The following is an 18,834-nucleotide window of genomic DNA, read 5'->3' as shown; positions in this document are numbered from 1 at the left end:
ACGATCACGGCGCGATCGGCCGATTCGTCCATTCGCGGTCGGGCCGGCGCGACGAGCGGAACCAGCCGCCCGCCGCGCCGGTTCCGCCGTCGGTCGGGATGGTGTGGCCGGTGACGAACGCCGACAAGTCCGACGCCAGAAACAGGATCACGTCGGCCTGATCCTCGGGCACCCCCATCCGGCCGACCGGAACCCATTGCGGCCACTGCGCCTGCTCTTCGGGCGACAGCCATTGCGAGTAGGGCACCTGCAGCGATTCCGTCACGTCGGGGGCGATCGCGTTGACCCGCACCCCGTGCCGGCCCACCTGCACGGCGAGGCTGCGGGTGAACTGGATGACGGCGGCCTTGAAGGCGGCATAGACCGGGTCCTCCGGATAGCCGCGCAACCCCTCCACGGAGGAGACATTGACGATCGCGCCGGCCCGCCGGGCGGTCATCGCCGGCAGGAAAGCCCGGGTGACCAGGAAGACGTGGTGCAGGTTGATCCGGTAGAGCTCGTCCCAGAATTGCGCGTCGGTGTCGACGAAGTCGCCCGGATGCCGCAGCCAGTGGCCCACATTGTTGACCAGGACGTCGGCCCGACCGTAGCGATCCAGCACCGACCGCGCCAAGTCGTCGACCGCATCCGCGTCCCGGACGTCGCTGACCACGGCCACGGCCGATCCACCCGCGGCCGCGATGTCGTCGACCGTCCCTGCGGCTAGCGCGGCATCCACGTCGACGATCACCACGTGGGCTCCGTGCGCCGCGAACACCCTGGCGGTGGCCGCGCCGATGCCGCCGCCACCGCCGGTCACCACCGCCACCCGGCCACTCAACAGCGGGTCGGCCCGCATCTCGGGTTTCATGGCTCATATCCTGGGCCACCGGGCCAGATTCGCGAGGCCCGGGCCCCTGGAGCTCTCTAGAAGAGCCCTTCATCAAGAGCCGGAAAGTTCACCTATACCCACCGGCCACCGGCGGTAAACCGTGATGTACCCAACATTCGCGACACCTTCACCCGCAGTTTTTCCCGGCCTCGCGCGGGTATCCCCTGCCCACTTAGGAGGGATTGCATGGTTAGCACCACCGATCCACATCGCGTATTGCCAAGTGGCGCAATGAAGCGGCGGGTCCACCGGCGCCACAGCCCGCAATCGGTCGCGGTCTCCTTGGCCAGCCGATTGATCGTGAAAAACACAGTGCGCGCCTGGGCCGTTACTCCCAACTTGCACTGGCCATTCGAGTACGTCGACGGGCTCGCGGGATTGGTGCCGCGCGTGGGCATCTCCGCCGAAATCGAACCGGTGCGACTGGAAAACTGTGCGGCCGAGTGGGTTTGCGCCCCCGGCGCGTCGACCGACCGGGCGATCCTCTATTTGCACGGCGGCGCCTTCCTCACCTGCGGTCTCAACACGCACCGCTCGGTGGTCACCCGCTTGTCGAAGGCGGCGGATGCGGCGGTGCTCACCGTGGGATACCGAAAGCTGCCCTCGCATCACATCACCGACGCGATCGACGACGGGATCAGCGGGCTTCGCTGGCTGCAGGATCGTGGTTTCGACGGTGACCAGGTGGTCGTCGCCGGCGACTCGGCCGGCGGATATCTCGCGTTCATGACCACGCTGTTGGCCATTCGCAACGAAGTGATGCGGCCGGCGGGAATTGCGACCATCTCACCGTTCACCGATGCCGACCCGGCGCGAAAGCTGCGGCACCCCAACGCGCGGAAGTGCTCGATGTTCACGCGCGGGGCGTTGTCGATGTTCGCCCAATACCTGAGTCAGGCACAGGTTGTGGAGGGGCGCCGCGACTCCGCCGTGGCTTCGCCGGTGGACGCCGACCTGTCCGCGCTGCCGCCCGTTACCATCCACGCCAGCTCCGATGAACTGCTGCTCCCGGATGCCGAGCTGATGGCAAAGCGCTTGGAAGCCAGCGGCATTGCGTGTGATCTACACCTGTGGGACGGGCAGATCCACGATTTTCCGTTGGCGGCGGACATCCTGCCGGAGGGCAGGCGCGCCATCCGCCATATCGGGGATTTCGTCAAGGACGTCACCGCCGAGGCTCCACCGTGGCGGCGCGGCCTGCACACCACCGCGGCAGCCGGCTAACTTAACTACGAAAGTGGCAGGGCAGCAAGCCTATCCGGCCATGATCGGTAACCGCCACTGCCCGTCACCGTCCTCGACTGTGGGCGTCGCCGGCACCGTGCGCCGCCGCTCCGCCCAGTCGGACCCTGACCGCCCGAGGGGAACTCCGAGGCGGGCCCCGGCACGCCGCTTCTTCGCGGCATCGGCGACGGGAACGTCGTCGGGAAAACCGTCGTCCCCCTCAGGCAGGGACGGCGGGCCGGCCGGCGCCGGGGCGCGGGGAGCCCACCCGGTCGAGATTCCACGACCCGATTCCCGGCGCTGCCGATACAGTTGGTCGTAATGAGCCGATCAGCCCCACCTGTATTGACCGTGCGGTACGAAGGATCCGAGCGCACGTTCGCCGCAGGCAACGATGTCGCGATCGGGCGTGACCTCCGCGCCGACGTCCGCGTGGCACATCCCTTGATCTCCCGCACGCACCTCATCGTCCGATTCGACCAGGGCCGATGGATAGCCATCGACAACGGCAGCCTCAACGGGCTGTTCGTCAATCACCATCGCGTGCCCATGGTCGATATCCAGGACGGCATGCGCGTCAACATCGGCAATCCGGACGGGCCGGCGCTGACCTTCGAGGTCGGCCGCCACCAGGGCTCGGCCGGGCGACCCCCGCTGACGACGTCGATCCCGATCGTCAGCCCGGCCGCCGCGGCGAACTCCCGCGTGACCCAGTCCCAACCGTCCGGCGCGCACTGGCCCGGCCAGCCGCACCAACCGGCGTCGGCCTCGTTCCGGCAGCCCACGCATCAGCCGAGTGGGCCGCAGCCCGTCCACCCGCCCAGCGGGCCGCAGCCCGTGCATCCGCCGAGCGGATCGATGCCGAGCCACCCCTCGGCCCCGCAGCCGCGGTACCCGACCGGCGCCCACCCGGCGGCGCCGCCCAGCGGGGCGCAACACGCGCCGCAGATCTACCGCCCGCAGCCAGTGAACGTGCCCCCGGCCCCCGCCGGGCAGCCGGCGGGATTGGAGACCGGGCGGGTCGGCGGCGACGCGTCCAACATCGCGACATCGATGATGAAGATCCTGCGGCCGGGCAAGGCCGCGGAATCGGTCCCGGGCGCGATCAAGATCGGTCGGGCCAACGACAACGACATCGTCATTCCCGAAGTGCTGGCGTCGCGCCATCACGCCACCTTGGTCCCGACGCCGCACGGCACCGAGATCCACGACAACCGCAGCATCAACGGCACCTTCGTCAACGGCGCCCGGGTCGACTCGGCGGTGCTACACGACGGCGACGTCGTCACGATCGGCAACATCGACCTCGTCTTCGCCGGCGGCACGCTGGCCCGGCGCGACGAGAGCGCGACCGCGACCCCCACGGGTGGGCTGGACGTGCGCGGCGTGACGTGGACGATCGAGAACAACAAGACGCTGCTGGACGACATCTCGTTGGGTGCGCAGCCCGGGACGCTGACGGCCGTCATCGGGCCGTCGGGGGCGGGCAAGTCGACGTTCGCCCGGCTGGTCGCGGGGTACACGCACCCGACCAGGGGCACCGTCGCGTTCGAGGGCCACAACGTGCACGCCGAGTACGCCTCGCTGCGCAGCAGGATCGGCATGGTGCCCCAGGACGACGTGGTGCACGGGCAGCTGACGGTGCAGCAGGCGCTGATGTACGCCGCCGAGCTGCGGCTGCCGCCGGACACCACCAAGGACGACCGGGCCCAGGTGGTCGCCCGGGTGCTCGAGGAACTCGAGATGACCCAGCACCTGCACACCCGGGTCGACAAGCTCTCCGGCGGCCAGCGCAAGCGCGCCTCGGTCGCCCTGGAGTTGCTGACCGGGCCGTCGCTGCTGATCCTCGACGAGCCGACCTCCGGCCTGGACCCCGCGCTGGACCGCCAGGTGATGACCATGCTGCGGCAGCTGGCCGACGCCGGCCGCGTGGTGCTCGTGGTCACCCACTCGCTGACCTACCTGGACGTCTGCGATCAGGTCCTGCTGCTGGCCCCCGGCGGCAAGACCGCCTTCTGTGGGCCGCCCAGCCAGATCGGGGCGGCCATGGGGACCACGAACTGGGCCGACATTTTCAGCAGCGTCGCGGGCGATCCCGACGGGGCGAAGGCCCGCTACCTGGCCCGCACCGGCCCGACACCGCCGCCGCCGCCCGCGCAGCAGCCCGCCGACCTGGGCGACCCGTCGCACACCAGCCTCGTCCGGCAGTTCTCCACGATCGCGCGGCGGCAGGTCCGGCTGATCTTCTCCGACCGGGGCTACTTCGTGTTCCTGGCGGTGCTGCCGTTCATCATGGGTTCGCTGTCCATGTCGGTGCCCGGCAACGTCGGGTTCGGCATCCCCAACCCGTACGGCGCCGCGCCCAACGAACCCGGGCAGATCCTGGTGCTGCTCAACGTCGGTGCGGTGTTCATGGGAACTGCGCTGACCATCCGTGACCTGATCGGTGAACGCCCGATCTTTTTGCGCGAACAGGCGGTCGGGCTGTCCACCAGCGCCTACCTGCTGGCCAAGGTCTGCGTCTACACGGTTTTCGCGGTCATCCAGTCGGCGATCGTGACCATCATCGTGCTGATCGGCAAGGGCGGTCCGACCCAGGGTGCGGTGGCCCTCGGCCGGCCCGGTCTCGAACTGTTCGCCGACGTCGCGCTGACGTGCGTGGCGTCGGCCATGCTCGGGTTGGCGCTGTCGGCCATCGCCAAGTCGAACGAACAGATCATGCCGCTGCTGGTGGTGGCCGTGATGTCGCAGCTGGTGTTCTCCGGCGGCATGATCCCGGTGACGGGCCGGCTCGGGCTGGACCAGATGTCCTGGGCCACTCCGGCGCGCTGGGGCTTCGCGGCGTCGGCCTCCACCGCGGACCTGTCCAAATTGGTTCCCGGCCCGCTCAGCCCGAAGGACTCGCACTGGCGGCACACGCCGGCCGCGTGGTGGTTCGACATCGGCATGCTGGTGGTGATCAGCGTCTTCTACCTGAGCTTCGTCCGCTGGAAGATCCGGCTCAAGGGCGGCTGAGCGGGCAGGCGGTTGCGGCTGGCAGGAATCGCGAAACTGACGCCAGCCGGGGGCGTCGACGGGCGGCAGCACCGACGACGCCGCCCCCATCCCGGGCGATGGTGGTGTCATGCAACGAATCACCCAGCTCGAGGGCAAGGACACCACTGTCGAAGCGGACCCCGCCGCCGGCCGCTCACGTACCGCAGCGAAGTGCGTGGTCGAGGCGATCGGCACCTTTTTCTTGGTGTTCACCTGCGGTGCCGCGGCCGGCAGCGGAAACCCGCTGGCGCCGTTGGCGATCGGTGCGGTACTGATGGTGATGGTGTACGCGGGCGGCCACATCTCCGGGGGCCACTACAACCCGGCGGTCACGCTGGCCGTGCTGGTGCGGCGGCGGATATCGGCGGCGGAGGCCGCCTGGTACTGGGCCGCGCAATTGGGCGCCGGGCTGATCGCGGCGGCGGTGGTGCACTGGGTCGTCGACCCCGCGCACGCCGGGAGGCCGGCGACGCTGGTGCTGCCGACCGACAGACTGGTCGCCGTGTTCGTCGTGGAGTTCCTGTTCACCTTCGCCCTGTGCTACGTCGTGCTCAACGTCGCCACGAGCAGCGCGCACCCCGACAACTCGTACTACGGCCTGGCCATCGGATTCACCGTGGTGGCAGGGGCTTTCGCGGTCGGCTCCGTCTCCGGTGGCGCGTTCAACCCGTCGGTCGCAGTGGGTGCCGCGCTCGATGGTCTGTTCGCGTGGCCGACGTTATGGATCTATCTGGTCGCGCAGGCCATAGCCGCCGTCGCCGCAGGACTGACGTTTGCCGGTCTGAACCCGGACGACGCGTAAGCGCGTCGGATCGCGGTCAGGCTCCCTTGCGCATGGCCTGCTCGGCGGCGGCGCGCATGCGGTCGGACAACTGCAAGAGCGCGTGCTCGCCCACACCGAGCGGAAGGGTGTATGCCAGTTGCCGCAATTCGACGGCATAGTTGCGTAAGTCTTCGCGGAGGCGTGTCTCAACGGTGGGCATGACATCTCCCTCGGGCTCCCTCGGGCAGGTCCTGGTCCGCGTCGACCAGCCGATTCACAAATTTTGGCAGCCGTGCCACCGATCTGCGAGAGCGCCGATGCGAATTAACGGGAGTTTGACAGCGTATTTACAGTCGGCGCCCACGAATCACCGGCGCCGGGCCTGACGTTGCGGCGAAATTCCGGGCGCACGATCGCCGTAGCGTTACGCTGACGCTGCTTGGTGTAAGGCTGGCAGAAAGGCACAGGCGCCCGCATGGATTTCGAACTCGACGCCGGGCAGCGCGCGTGGCTGGCCGAGGTCCGCGAGTTCCTCCACGACAACGTCACCGCGGAGCTGCGCGCCGAGCTCGCCCAGCACGACCTGGAATTCCCGGACGGAGAGGTGGCGCGGTTCCGTCGCAAGATCGGGCAGAAGGGCTGGTTCGGGCTGAACTGGCCACCCGAGTACGGCGGCCTTGCCGACAAAGAGGGCCTGGGTGCCATGCACCTGCACCTGTTGATGAGCGAATTCGAGTACTGGGGCGTGCCCGGGCCCGATCTGACGGTCACCTCGGTGGCGCCCATGATCATGCGGCACGGCACCGAACGGAACAGAGCCGAATGGCTACCCCTGATTGCCAGGGGCGAAATGATCTGCGCCGTCGGATATTCCGAGCCCGACGCGGGCACCGACCTGGCCAACCTGCGCACCAGTGCGGTCCGCGACGGCGACGAGTGGGTGATCAACGGCACCAAGATCTGGAACAGCGGCGCGCAGCGTGCCACCCACGAGTGGCTCTGCGTGCGCACCGATCCCGCGGCCGCCCGCCATCGGGGCATCTCGGTCATCGTCGTCGGAATCGACAGTCCCGGCGTGACGGTCCGCCCGCTCTACGCGTGGTCGGGCTACCGCACCAACGAGGTGCATTTTCGCGACGTGCGGGTGCCGGTCACCAACCTGGTGGGCGAAGTCAACCGCGGCTGGACCTACATCACCGGCGCGCTGGATCTGGAACGCGGTGCGCTGACCAACGCGGGCGACCTGCGGCGCGCCGTGGACGAGTTGCGGGAGCTCGCGCGGCGGCCGCGACGCGATGGCACCGTGCCGGCCGCAAGCCCGTCGCTGCGGCGCAGGCTCGCGCAGGCCGAGGCGGACGTGGCGGTCGCCACCCTGATGGGCTACGAGGCCGCGTCCATCCTCGACGGCGGAGTGATCCCCTCGGTGGAGGTCAGCGTCGAAAAGGTGTTCACCAGCGAGCTGCGCCAGCGCATCGCCGTCCTCGCGCTCGATCTGCTCGGCCCGGACGGCTTGCTGGCGCACCGCAGCCCTGCCGCGCCGCTGGCCGGCACGTTCGAGCGGCTCTACCGGGCGGCGCCCCTGATGCGATTCGGCGGCGGCACCAACGAGGTGCTCCGCGACATCATCGCCCAGCGCGGGCACAACATGCCCAGCTACGGGCGCTGACGCATGAAGGTGATACCCACCGCCGAACAGCGCGCGTTCGCGTCGTCGCTGCGCGCCCTGCTGGCCGCCGAGTGCCCGGTGCCCCTGGTGCGCGCGCTGACCGAACCGGGCGCCGACCGGCGTACCCCAGCGCTGTGGAAGGCGCTGACCGAGGCGGGTGTGCTCGGGCTGGTCATCGGCGAGGAGTACGGCGGCTCCGGCGGCACGCTGGACGACCTCGCCGTTTTCTCCATCGAGGCCGGACGCGCGCTGTGCCCGACGACGATCGCCAGCAGCATCCACGCGGCGCTGGCGATCGATCAACTCGGCTCCCCGGTGGCCAAGCGGAGCTTGCTGCCGGGCCTTGTGTCGGGCGCGATCCGCGGCACCACCGCGCTGTGGAGCCCACGCGACGCCGCCGTGGTGTCGGCCGAGCTGCGGGCCGATCCCGTTGCCGCGGGTTGGCGGCTGAGCGGCACCGCGGACTACATTGCCGACGTCGACGTCGCCGATGTCATCGTGATATCGGCTGCGGTGCAAGACGATACGTTGGTGTTCGTCGTCGACCCCGACGCCCCCGGTGTGTCCGTGGAGCCGCTCGCCATGGCGGGCGGGCACCGGGCGTTCACGGCCCGCTTCGACGACGTCATGGTCGGCGCCGACGCGCTGGTGGGCGACGCCACCGCCACGGCGTTGCGGCGCGTGGCCAACGCCGCGGTCGCCCTGGGGTCGCTCGACTTGGTGGGCGTCGGGCAGGCCGTGATCGACCGCACCGTCGACTACACCACGCTGCGTCACCAATTCGGCCGGCCCATCGCGTCGTTCCAGGCCGCCCAGCACCTCGTCGCCGACATGCACATCGCCCTGTCGGCGGCCCGGCTGGCCGCGCATGCGGCGGTCTTCTGGATCGCGCGCGGCCGCATGGCGACCCGGGAGACCGCCATCGCGCGCATGCACGCCGCCACCGCTTCCCGGTTGATCACGTTGGACGCCCACCAATTGCACGGCGGCATGGGGTACGTCACCGAGACCGATTTGCACCTGTGGTCCGAGCGGGCACGGTTGGGCTCGACGTGGGGCGGCGGGGCGGACGTCGCCGCATCGTGGCTGGAGGAAACCTTGGACGAGACCGAATGAACGACGACAGCTTGATCGACCCCGAATCGGCGTCGCGCGTCGGCACGGTCGCCGCCACGGCGACCGGTGAGGTGAACCGGCGGGACTGGCAACGGTGGGCGGCGGCGATCGGGGACCACAACCCGCTGTGGTTCGATCCGGACTACGCCAGGGCAAACGGCTTTCGCGACATCGTCTGCCCCCCGCTTTTCCTGCAGTACGCCGTGCTCGGTGTCACGCACCTCGAGGCGCTGCGGCCCGACGGTTCCTCTGGCGCTGTCTCGGGCAGCCTCGCGTTTCCGCGCGCCCCCAAGCGGATGGCCGGCGGGGAAAGCTTCGCCTTCCACCTGCCGGCGTATCACCGCGACGAAGTCGAGATGGTGCGCACCATCGCCTCCATCGTCGAAAAGCAGGGCCGCTCCGGCAAATTCGTCTTGGTCACCTGGCACACGGTGTACCGCAACCAGCACCAGGACCTGCTCGCCGAAGCGTCGACGTCCATGATCGCCCGCCCCTAGGAGCCCGATGACCGGCCAAGTCTTCTACGAGGACGTCGAGGTGGGCCACCAGATGCCCGAACTCACCTTGACCGTCGACGAAACGCAGTTGTTCTTTTTCAGCGCCGCCACCTACAACGGCCACCGCATCCACTACGACAAAGACTGGGCGCGCACGGTCGAAGGCTACGACGACGTACTGGTCCACGGACCCCTGCAGGCCGCGCTGCTCGGCCGGGCCATCGGGGACTGGATCGGCGGGCGTGGCCGGCTGGTGTCCTTTTCCGTCCAGAACCGCGCGGTCGCCCATCCCGGCCAGCCGCTGAGCTTCGGCGGCACGATCACCGGCATGCGCCTCTCCGGCGAGGGCGCCGGCCTGGTGGATCTCGACATCGCCGGCCGCCGCGAGCAGACGGTGCTGATGCCCGGAACCGCGACCGTCGAGCTGCCCCGGCGCGGAACGCCTCGGCAGGCCGATCAGTGACCGGGCTGCGCGGCGAGGCGGCGATCGTCGGCATCGCCGAACTGCCGGCGCAGCGGCGTCCCACTCGACCGCTGTTCACGCTCGACCAGTACGCGGTGCTGGCGAAATTGGTGATCGACGACGCGGGCGTCGACGCCTCCTGCGTCAACGGTTTGCTGACCCACGGCATCGCCGAGTCGGCGATGTTCGCGCCAGCCACCCTGTGCGAGTACCTCGGCCTGCCCCTGGACTTCGGTGAGCGGGTCGACCTGGGCGGGGCCACCGCGGCGGGCATGATCTGGCGGGCGGCGGCCGCGGTGGAGCTGGGCATCTGCGATGCCGTCCTGGCCGTCGTGCCGGGCTCGGCGTCGCAGCCGCAGTCCGAGAAGCGGCCCCCGCCGGACCCGAATTGGTATGGGGCGTCGTCGAACAACTACGGGTCGCCGCAGGCGGAATTCGAGATCCCGTACGGCAACGTGGGCCAGAACGCGCCGTACGCGCAGATCGCCCAGCGTTACGCCGCCGAATTCGGTTACGACCCTGCCGCGGTCGCCAAGATCGCCGTCGATCAGCGGACCAACGCGTGCGCCCACCCCGGCGCGGTGTTCCACGGCACCCCGATCACGGTGGACGACGTGCTCGCCAGCCCGATGATCGCCGATCCCATTCACATGCTCGAGACCGTGATGCGGGTGCACGGGGGAGCGGGCGTGCTGATCGCCAACGCCGACATCGCCCGCACCGCCCGCCACCGACCGGTGTGGATCAAGGGTTTTGGCGAGCACATCGCCTTCAAGACCCCGACCTACGCCGAGGACCTGCTGCGCACCCCGATCGCCCGCGCCGCCGACAGGGCATTCGCCATGGCCGGTCTGCACCGCTCCGACGTGGACGTGGCGTCGATCTACGACTGCTACACCATCACCGTGCTGATGAGCCTCGAAGACGCCGGCTTCTGCGACAAGGGCCACGGGATGTCCTGGATCATCCGCCACGACCTGACCTACCGCGGCGATTTTCCGCTCAACACCGCCGGCGGGCAGCTGTCCTTCGGGCAGGCCGGGATGGCCGGCGGCATGCACCACGTCGTCGACGGCGCCCGGCAGGTCATGGGCCGGGCGGGTGACGCGCAGGTGAGCGACTGCCACACGGCGTTCGTCACCGGCAACGGCGGCATCATGAGCGAGCAGGTCGCGCTGCTGATGCGGGGGGACTAGCGATGCGCCTCCCAGTTCCCGAGCCGACGCCGGTGTCGCGGACCCCGGGCGACATCGGAATCGGTATCCGGGTCGAGCCGGTGTTCTACGATCTGCCCGAAGCCGGAATCACCCTCTTGAAATACCGGCCGGCGTGACCGGCTCAACGACGAGCTCGGAGGTGTAGATGGACGACCCCTTTGGCGGCGTCCGGGCGCTGTTGCGCGAGTTGGACGCGGGATTCCCGCGTATCGAGACCATGACCGCCGTGCAGGCTCGCGCGGCCGTCGCCGAGCGGCGCAGGCCCGTCGACAACATCGACGACGTCCGCCGCACCGAAGACCGGTCGATTCCCGGGCCCGCCGGGGACATCCCCGCGCGGATCTACTACCCGCACGGCGAACCGCAGGCTGACCGCGCCGCGGTCGTCTTCTACCATGGCGGCGGATTCGTGTTGTGCGACATCGAGTCTCACGACGGCTTCTGTCGCGCACTGTCCCGCGGTGTGCAGGCGGTCGTGGTGTCGATCGGCTACCGCCTCGCGCCCGAACACCCGGCGCCCGCGGCCGCGCTGGACGCCTTCGCCGCGTTCCGCTGGGTGGTCGACCACGCGCCCGAACTCGGCATCGACCCGGCACGCACGGCCATCGCCGGTGACAGCGCCGGCGGCAACCTCGCCGCGGTGACCGCCATCCGCTGCCGCGAACGCCGGGTCCCCGGGCCGGCCGCGCAACTCCTTATCTATCCGGTCATCGACCCGTCGTTCGACACCGACAGCTACCGGCGCTGCGCCACCGGCTACTTCCTCACCAGCGCAGCCATGCAATGGTACTGGCGCCAGTACCTCGGTGGCGAAACAGCCTCGGGCCAAACCGATTTGGTGGCGCCGGCTCGCGCCGACTCGCACGCCGGCCTCCCTCCGGCCGTGGTCGTCACCGCCGGCCTCGATCCGCTGCACAGCGAGGGCTGCGACTATGCGCGCCGATTACGCAACGCGGGGGTGCCCGCGGTGCACCGCGATTTCCCGGACCTGTTTCACGGCTTCCTGACCATCCCGGCCTTTCCCCCTGCGGTCTCGGCGCTTGACCTGATCTGCGCCGACCTGCGGGGGTTGCTCCGGACGACCCTTCGTGAGGCGACATGACCGATAACGATGTGAAAGACATGACCGACGTGATCGACGTGATCGTTATAGGCGCGGGGTTCGCCGGGCTCTACGCCGTGCACCGCGCCGCGTCGGCGGGACTGTCGGTGCTCGGCATCGAGGCGGCACCCGATGTGGGCGGCACCTGGTACTGGAACCGCTACCCGGGCGCGCGGTGCGACGTCGAAAGTGTCGACTATTCCTACTCATTCGATGAGGAGCTCCAGCAGGGCTGGACGTGGACCGAACGTTTCGCGGCCCAACCGGAAATCCTTGCCTACCTGGGCCACGTTGCCGACCGGTTCGATCTGCGCCGCCACTACAGGTTCGGGGTCGACGTCGTCGGCGCCACGTTCGCCCAAGGCCGATGGCGGGTCCGCACCCGCGACCACCAGACCTATGCCGCCCGGTTCCTCATCTGCGCGACGGGTTGCCTGTCGGCGGTCAACCGCCCGGACATCCCCGGCGCCGACGATTTCGCGGGCGAGGTCTACTTCACCGCCGCATGGCCGCGCGAGGACCCTGACCTGCGCGGCAAGCGGGTCGGCCTGATCGGCACGGGATCCTCCGGCATTCAAGCGGTTCCGATCGTCGCCGCGCAGGCGGACCGGCTGGTGGTGTTCCAGCGATCGGCGAACTACAGCATCCCGATGCCCAACCGGCCCTGGACGCCGGAGGAACAACGACAGATCCGGGAGCAGTACCCCGAGCGCCGTCGCGCCTCGGCCTACGCGGCCTCGGGCACGCCGCACGGCACGTACCACAAGAACGCGATCGATACCGATCCAGCGGAACGCGCCGAGGCGCTGTGGCGGCGCTGGCGCGAGGGCGGGGTGCTGTTCGCCAAGACGTTCCCCGACCAGAACTCCGACCTCGCGGCCAACCACATCGCGCGGGAGTTCGCCGAGGAGCGGATCCGCGAAATCGTGGCCGACCCCCTCGTCGCCCACGACCTCATCCCCGTCGACCACCCGATCGGGACGAAGCGAATCTGCACCGACGGTGGCTATTACGCCGCGTTCAACCGGGACAACGTCCACCTGGTCAACCTGCGCCGCGAGCCCATCGAGACCATCACCGCCGACGGCGTGCGAACCACCGCCGCGACCTACCCGTGCGACGTGCTGATCTTCGCCACCGGCTTCGACGCGCTCACCGGAGCGCTGACCCGCATCGACCCGCAGGGGCCCGGGGGAGCGCGGCTGCGCGACCTCTGGGCCGACGGCCCCCTGACCTTCCTCGGCCTGATGGTGCCCGGCCTGCCCAACATGTTCACCATCAGCGGCCCGGGCAGCCCCTCGGTGCTGGCCAACATGGTGCTGCACGCCGAGGTGCAGGTCGACTGGGTGATCGAGCTGCTGGTGACGATGCGCCGCCTCGGGGTGACGGAGGTGGAGCCGCGCCGCGACGCCGCCGAGGCCTGGACGGAGCATGTCGCGACGGCGGCCGAGCAGACGCTGTTCCCGAAAGCCGCCTCGTCGTGGTACCTCGGCGCCAACATCGAGGGCAAGAAGCGGGTCTTCATGCCCTACGCCGGGGGATTCGGCACCTACCGACGCCACTGCGACGACGTCGCGCGCCGGCACTATGCCGGGCTGGTGCTGACCACCCGATGATCGAAACGGTGCAGCAACTGCTGCGGCAACGCCGGGACGACGACACCCCGGCGCTCGCCCACGGCGAACGCGTCTGGACCTGGAGAGAACACCTCACGGAGGCCGAGGCGGAGGCCGCCGCCCTGATCGGTCTCGCCGACCCGGCCCGTCCGCTGCACGTCGGGGCCCTGCTGCCCAACTCCCCGGCGATGCTGCGCGCCATGGCCGCGGCCGCGCTGGGCGGCTACGTGCTGTGCGGGATCAACACGACCCGGCGCGGGGACGGCCTGCTGGCCGACATCCGGCGCTCCGACTGCCAGTTGCTGCTCGTCGACCCCGAACACCGTGAGCTGTTGGACGGCGTGGATCTCAGCGGAGTCGAGGTGCTCGACGTGACCGGCCGGCGCTACGCCGAACTGGTGGCCGCCGCGCCGGCCCTGGTGCCGCACCGTGAGGTCGCCGGCGGTGACACCCTGATGATGATCTTCACCTCCGGGACCAGCGGCGACCCGAAGGTCGTCCGGCTCGCCCACGCGATGGCGATCATGTGCGGCGCCAGCCTGATCTTCCAGTACGACGTCACCGCCGCCGACGTGTGCTACCTGTCGATGCCGCTCTTTCACTCCAACGGCGTCGCCGCCGGGTGGGCGGTCGCCATCGGCGCGGGCGCCACCATGGTCCCGGCCCGGTTCTCGCCGTCGCGGTTCCTCGACGACGTGCGCCGCTACGGCGTGACGTATCTCAACTATGTGGGCAAGCCGCTCGCGTTGATCCTGTCCACCCCTGAGCTGCCCGACGACGCGGACAACACGCTGCGGGTGGCGTTCGGCAACGAGGCCACCGACCGCGACATCGCCGAATTCGCCAGGCGTTTCGGTTGCCGGGTGGTGGACAGCTTCGGTTCCAGCGAGTTCGCGGTCATCGTCGTCCGCGAGGATGGCACCCCGCCGGGGTCGATCGGCAAGCCGTATCCGGGGGTCGGCATCTACAACCCGGCGACGGTGCGGGAGTGCGCCGTCGCGGAATTCGACGAGCACGGGGCGCTGACCAACTTCGACGACGCGGTCGGCGAACTCGTCAATACCCAGGGCGCGGGCCCCTTCGCCGGCTACTACAACGACCCGGCCGCCACCGCGGAGCGGATGCGGCACGGCATGTACTGGTCGGGCGACCTCGCCTACCGCGACGCCGACGGCTGGATCTACCTGGCCGGCCGCACCGCCGACTGGATGCGGGTGGACGGCGAGAACCTGGCCGCGGGGCCGATCGAGCGGATCCTGGGACGCCTGCCCGAGATCAGCCAGGCCGCGGTCTACGCGGTGCCCGACGACCGGGTCGGCGATCAGGTGATGGCCGCGCTGGTAGTGCGCGCGGGCGCGCGGCTCGGCCCGGACGACTTCGCGAATTTCCTTGCCGCGCAACCGGACCTGTCGCCCAAAGCGTGGCCCCGGTACGTGCGCATCAACGAAGACCTGCCGACGACGGCGACGAACAAGGTCCTCAAGCGCGCGCTGATGGCGGCCGGCGTCACCGCGGAGGGCGGTGTCCTGTGGACGCGCCCGCAGCGCGGTACCACCTACAGTCAGCTGACGGGTTCGCCGGCCTGAGCCGATTCGGAAAGGTCCTCGGGAGCTTCCCCGAACCGCGCCAGCACCAGCGTTGCCGACACGGCCACGGCGAAGCCCGCGATGACCAGCCAGCCGAGCCCGTCGCGCGCGCTGTCGCCCAGCCACACCACGCCGACGAACGCGGGGGCGATGGTTTCACCGACGACCATCCCGGCGACGGCCGTGGTCACCGAACCGCGATGCAGCGCGGAGGTCAGCAGCAGGAAACCGGCCGCCCCGCCCGCGGCCGCCGCGTACAGCGCCGGATTGGTGTAGAAGGCGCGTCGGGTCGGATCGAGCACCTCGATCAGCCGCACGCCGACCTCGATCGCGCCGAAGCCGGTTCCGGCCGCCAGCCCCAGCGCCAGCGCGCGCGGCCGGTCCGGCAGCCGGCCCGCCACGGCGCCGGCGACGAAGATCGCGGCCACCACCCCCAGCAGTGCCCAACCCAGTCCGGCGGGCGCATGCCGGAAGTGCCCGGGCCCGGCGGCGAGTGCGAGCACCACCAGGCTCGCGCACACGATGCCCACCGCGCTCCATTCGGCGGGCGACAACCGCACCGACAGCACCCATGCGGACACGATGCCGGTGACCGCGATCGAGGCGGCCAGCGCGGCGGCGACCACATAGATGGGCACCAGGCGCAACGCCGCGACTTGAAGGATGAAACCGAGCCCGTCGAGACCAACGCCGAGGACGTAGCGCCACTGCCGAGCCGCGCGCCACAGCAGCACGGTGTCGACACCACTGCCGCTGCCGGCCTCCACGGAGCGGGTGGCCGCCGCCTGCAACACCGACGCCGTGCCGTAACAGACGGAGCAGCCCAGCGCGAGCAGGAATCCGATCAGCACACGTCGAACAATAGGCGGAACAATAGGCGCCTGCGACGGGCGGCGCGGGCGGCGCCTGAGAGTTCTCTGAACAAATGTTTGGGCGAGGGGGAGTCCGGGCACGTCACAAGTACGCGTGGCTGGGGGGCTGGTCAAAACCCATATCAACGGGCGAACAGTCATGCGCCGTTACTGTCGTCATTGATGGTCTGCCAAAGCAAAGCGCCACAAGCTAATTCGAAATCGACGTTTGAACTCAGTGTACACCTGTGTACTCTGACGACATGGCAGAACGCGGCGCCCAGCCCCAGGTCCCATGGGGACGGCGGTTGTTCCTGCGGGCGGTGCGGCGGTTGTTCAGCCCGCTGCAGCCGGATGACTACCTCGAGATGATCAACCCGCTGTGGACCACCAAGGAGCTACGCGGAAAGGTCGACGGCATCGAGCAGCAGGGCTCGGAAGCGGCCAGCATTCTCATCCGGCCCGGCTACGAATGGCCCGGCCACAAGCCCGGTCAGTACGTGCGCCTCGGTGTGGTCATCGACGGCGTCTACCACTGGCGCGCCTACTCGCTCACGTCGGATCCCAGGCCCGAAGACGGGCTGATCAGCGTCACGCCGAAGCGGGTCGACGGCGGCGTGGTGTCGCCGTATCTCGTGCACAAGATCCAGCCGGGGGACCTGGTGCGGCTGGGCGAGATCGAAGGCGTCTTCACGCTGCCCGAGCCGCTGCCGGACAAGCTGTTGTTCATCAGCGCCGGAAGCGGCATCACACCGATCATCAGCATGCTGCGCGACCTGGACCATCGCGGGCAATTGCGCGACGCGGTGGTCCTGCATTCCGCGCGAACCCGCGAACAGGCGATGTTCCTGCCCGCCTTGGAAGAGCTCGAAAAGCGGCACCCGGGAATGCGGCTGGACCTGCGCCTCACCTCCGAACAGGGCAGACTTTCGCCCGCCGACCTGGACGACGTGTGCCCGGACTGGCGTCAGCGCGAGGCCTTCTGCTCGGGGCCCGGCGAGATGCTCGACGCGCTGATCGAGCACTGGGAGGACAACGGCGATCGGGACCGCCTGCACTTCGAGCGGTTCCAACCGAAGATCGGCGGCGACGCCAACGCCGGCGAGGGCGGCACCGTCTGCTTCCTCGACAGTGACAAGGAAGTCGAATGTGACGGTGGGACATCGATTCTCGAGGCGGGCGAGAAGGCGGGTCTCAACCTCGCCTACGGCTGTCGCATCGGAATCTGCCATACCTGCGTCGGGACGCTGAAATCGGGCAAGCTGCGCGACCTGCGCTCGGGTGACGTGATCGAACCGATCGAGCAGGACGTCCGGATCTGCATCAACACCGCCGAGGGCGACGTCGAACTCGAACTCTGATCGAAAGGAGCGGCTTATGACGACTGCCGTGAAAAAGACTGTGGAATCACCGCTTTCCCGCCTTGGGGAACAAGAACTCGAAAAGCTCGCGAAGGAATTCGACGCCATCCACGACGAGGTGTTCGCCGACCTCGGCGACCGCGACCGGCGCTACATCAAGAACGTCATCTCGGCGCAGCGACAGATCGTGGTGGCCGGCCGGGTGCTGTTGCTGGCGTCGCGCTCGAAGACCGCGTGGCTGCTCGGCACCGCCTGTCTGTCCATGGCCAAGATCCTGGAGAACATGGAGATCGGCCACAACGTCATGCACGGGCAATGGGATTGGATGAACGACCCCGACATCCACTCCTCGGTCTGGGACTGGGACACGGCGTCGACCGCGGAGTCGTGGAAGCACTCGCACAACTACATTCACCACACCTTCACCAACATTCTCGGCAAGGACAAGGACCTCGGGTACGAGATCATGCGGATCGACCCGAACCAGAAATGGGAGCCCCGGTTCCTGTTCCAGCCGATCTACAACCTGCTGCTCACCCTCCTGTTCGAGTGGGGAGTGGCCGTCCACGACATGGACATCGAGGCCATCCGCAAGCGCGAGAAGCCGTGGTCGGAGGTGCGCAAGGACCTGAAAGGCATCGGGGTCAAGGCGCGGGCGCAGATCTACAAGGACTACCTCGGCTGGCCGCTGATCAGTGCCGGGGCATTCGGGCTCGCGCAGTTGGCGTTGCGCGGCCGACTCGGCCAGCCGGCCGAGTCGCGCCTGGGCAGGAGGCTCCGCAAGGTGTCGACCCGCGGCCGGGTCGGCGCGGCGGCCGCCTTCCTCGACAAGGTGTTGCCCGGCGTGGAAAGCACCTACCTGCGCACGCTGGGCGCCGACGCGGTCGCCAACCTGATCCGCAACGTGTGGGCGCACGCGATCATTTTCTGCGGCCACTTCCCGGACCAGACCTACACGTTCACGCAGGAGGAAGTCGAGAACGAGACGCGCGGCGGTTGGTATGTACGCCAATTGCTCGGCGCCGCGAACATCGACGGCAGCCCGCTGTTCCACATCATCAGCGGCAATCTCGGTTACCAGGTCGAGCACCACCTCTACCCGGACATGCCGAGCAGCCGATACTCGGAGATCGCGCCGCAGGTCAAGGACATCTGCGAACGCTACGAACTGCCCTACAACTCCGGCCGGTTCGGCAAGCAGTGGTTGATGGTGCACCGCAGCATCTTCCGGCTGGCCTTCCCGGGCGGAAGGTCCCGGCCGAAGCCGGGTCCCTACCGCGGCAACGTCCACCGGCCGGATCCGGGGCGGCCCAGTGAGGGCACGCGGTTCCGCGACCGCGTCCCGGCCGAGCACCCGGCGGCGGGTCCCGAACACGAGGCCACCGGTGTCGAGGTGGAGCCGCCACCGCGCGGCGAGGACTGACGCGACGGCCGGGCGCCCCGAGTAGCCTTAACCCGCAACGGG

16 protein-coding genes and 1 pseudogene are annotated in these 18,834 nt (G+C 69.2%); 14 read left to right on the top strand and 3 right to left on the bottom strand.

The features are described from left to right. Positions 1 to 4: 4 nt before the first annotated feature. Positions 5 to 850, bottom strand: a complete 846-nt coding sequence (locus A5713_RS10200) for an SDR family NAD(P)-dependent oxidoreductase (protein ID WP_068095207.1) — start codon at positions 848 to 850, stop codon at positions 5 to 7. 207 nt (positions 851 to 1,057) lie between these two features. Between A5713_RS10200 and A5713_RS10195 the strand changes: the two genes are divergently transcribed. The 3 genes from A5713_RS10195 to A5713_RS10185 all read left to right on the top strand — a co-directional run bounded on the left by A5713_RS10195 (position 1,058) and on the right by A5713_RS10185 (position 5,933). Further along, positions 1,058 to 2,095, top strand: a complete 1,038-nt coding sequence (locus A5713_RS10195; protein WP_068095205.1) for an alpha/beta hydrolase — start codon at positions 1,058 to 1,060, stop codon at positions 2,093 to 2,095. A gap of 321 nt (positions 2,096 to 2,416) precedes the next feature. Next, complete coding sequence (locus tag A5713_RS10190; protein ID WP_082972882.1) at positions 2,417 to 5,110, top strand: FHA domain-containing protein; 2,694 nt, start codon at positions 2,417 to 2,419, stop codon at positions 5,108 to 5,110. A gap of 109 nt (positions 5,111 to 5,219) precedes the next feature. Next, the gene (locus A5713_RS10185) at positions 5,220 to 5,933 is read left to right on the top strand and encodes an MIP/aquaporin family protein (protein ID WP_082972881.1); all 714 of its coding nucleotides are present in this window, start codon (positions 5,220 to 5,222) and stop codon (positions 5,931 to 5,933) included. 16 nt (positions 5,934 to 5,949) lie between these two features. On the opposite strand, the gene A5713_RS28705 is transcribed toward A5713_RS10185, so the two are convergent. After that, positions 5,950 to 6,114, bottom strand: a complete 165-nt coding sequence (locus A5713_RS28705; protein WP_197509197.1) for a hypothetical protein — start codon at positions 6,112 to 6,114, stop codon at positions 5,950 to 5,952. 255 nt (positions 6,115 to 6,369) lie between these two features. Between A5713_RS28705 and A5713_RS10180 the strand changes: the two genes are divergently transcribed. From A5713_RS10180 to fadD1, 9 genes and pseudogenes are all read left to right on the top strand, one after another. After that, positions 6,370 to 7,560, top strand: a complete 1,191-nt coding sequence (locus A5713_RS10180) for an acyl-CoA dehydrogenase family protein (RefSeq protein WP_067922637.1) — start codon at positions 6,370 to 6,372, stop codon at positions 7,558 to 7,560. Between the two features lie 3 nt (positions 7,561 to 7,563). Further along, positions 7,564 to 8,676 (top strand): acyl-CoA dehydrogenase family protein, encoded by a 1,113-nt coding sequence (locus tag A5713_RS10175; protein ID WP_068095201.1) that lies wholly within the window; start codon positions 7,564 to 7,566, stop codon positions 8,674 to 8,676. Further along, positions 8,673 to 9,173, top strand: a complete 501-nt coding sequence (locus tag A5713_RS10170) for a MaoC family dehydratase N-terminal domain-containing protein (RefSeq protein WP_068095199.1) — start codon at positions 8,673 to 8,675, stop codon at positions 9,171 to 9,173. The genes A5713_RS10175 and A5713_RS10170 overlap by 4 nt, the downstream gene beginning before the upstream one ends. 7 nt (positions 9,174 to 9,180) lie before the next feature. Beyond that, positions 9,181 to 9,636 (top strand): MaoC/PaaZ C-terminal domain-containing protein, encoded by a 456-nt coding sequence (locus A5713_RS10165; RefSeq protein ID WP_067917404.1) that lies wholly within the window; start codon positions 9,181 to 9,183, stop codon positions 9,634 to 9,636. Beyond that, positions 9,633 to 10,832, top strand: a complete 1,200-nt coding sequence (locus tag A5713_RS10160) for a thiolase family protein (RefSeq protein WP_068095197.1) — start codon at positions 9,633 to 9,635, stop codon at positions 10,830 to 10,832. The genes A5713_RS10165 and A5713_RS10160 overlap by 4 nt, the downstream gene beginning before the upstream one ends. A gap of 44 nt (positions 10,833 to 10,876) precedes the next feature. Next, a pseudogene (locus A5713_RS27495) lies at positions 10,877 to 10,969 on the top strand (acyl dehydratase); the annotation flags it as partial. 29 nt (positions 10,970 to 10,998) lie between these two features. Next, positions 10,999 to 11,955, top strand: a complete 957-nt coding sequence (locus A5713_RS10155; RefSeq protein ID WP_068095195.1) for an alpha/beta hydrolase — start codon at positions 10,999 to 11,001, stop codon at positions 11,953 to 11,955. Positions 11,956 to 11,975: 20 nt separating this feature from the next. Beyond that, a complete protein-coding gene (locus tag A5713_RS10150; RefSeq protein ID WP_068095229.1) occupies positions 11,976 to 13,571 on the top strand; it encodes an NAD(P)/FAD-dependent oxidoreductase in 1,596 nt (531 codons plus the stop codon). After that, positions 13,568 to 15,157 (top strand): fatty-acid--CoA ligase FadD1, encoded by a 1,590-nt coding sequence (fadD1, locus tag A5713_RS10145; protein WP_068095193.1) that lies wholly within the window; start codon positions 13,568 to 13,570, stop codon positions 15,155 to 15,157. The genes A5713_RS10150 and fadD1 overlap by 4 nt, the downstream gene beginning before the upstream one ends. Here the strand turns inward: fadD1 and A5713_RS10140 are convergent. After that, positions 15,133 to 16,008 (bottom strand): DMT family transporter, encoded by an 876-nt coding sequence (locus A5713_RS10140; RefSeq protein WP_068095191.1) that lies wholly within the window; start codon positions 16,006 to 16,008, stop codon positions 15,133 to 15,135. The genes fadD1 and A5713_RS10140 overlap by 25 nt on opposite strands. Before the next feature lie 263 nt (positions 16,009 to 16,271). On the opposite strand from A5713_RS10140, the gene A5713_RS10135 reads away from it, so the two are divergent. Both A5713_RS10135 and A5713_RS10130 read left to right on the top strand, forming a co-directional pair. Beyond that, a complete protein-coding gene (locus tag A5713_RS10135) occupies positions 16,272 to 17,369 on the top strand; it encodes a ferredoxin reductase (protein ID WP_068095227.1) in 1,098 nt (365 codons plus the stop codon). 16 nt (positions 17,370 to 17,385) lie between these two features. Continuing rightward, positions 17,386 to 18,792: an acyl-CoA desaturase gene (locus A5713_RS10130; RefSeq protein ID WP_068095189.1), complete on the top strand. Its 1,407-nt coding sequence runs from the start codon at positions 17,386 to 17,388 to the stop codon at positions 18,790 to 18,792. Positions 18,793 to 18,834 lie beyond the last annotated feature (42 nt).

Origin of the sequence: Mycobacterium sp. E2497 (genome assembly GCF_001668695.1) — a bacterium.
Taxonomy (GTDB): Bacteria; Actinomycetota; Actinomycetes; order Mycobacteriales; family Mycobacteriaceae; genus Mycobacterium.
The sequence above is the reverse complement of the archived record's forward strand: the minus strand, read 5'-3'. Positions and strand labels throughout refer to the sequence as shown.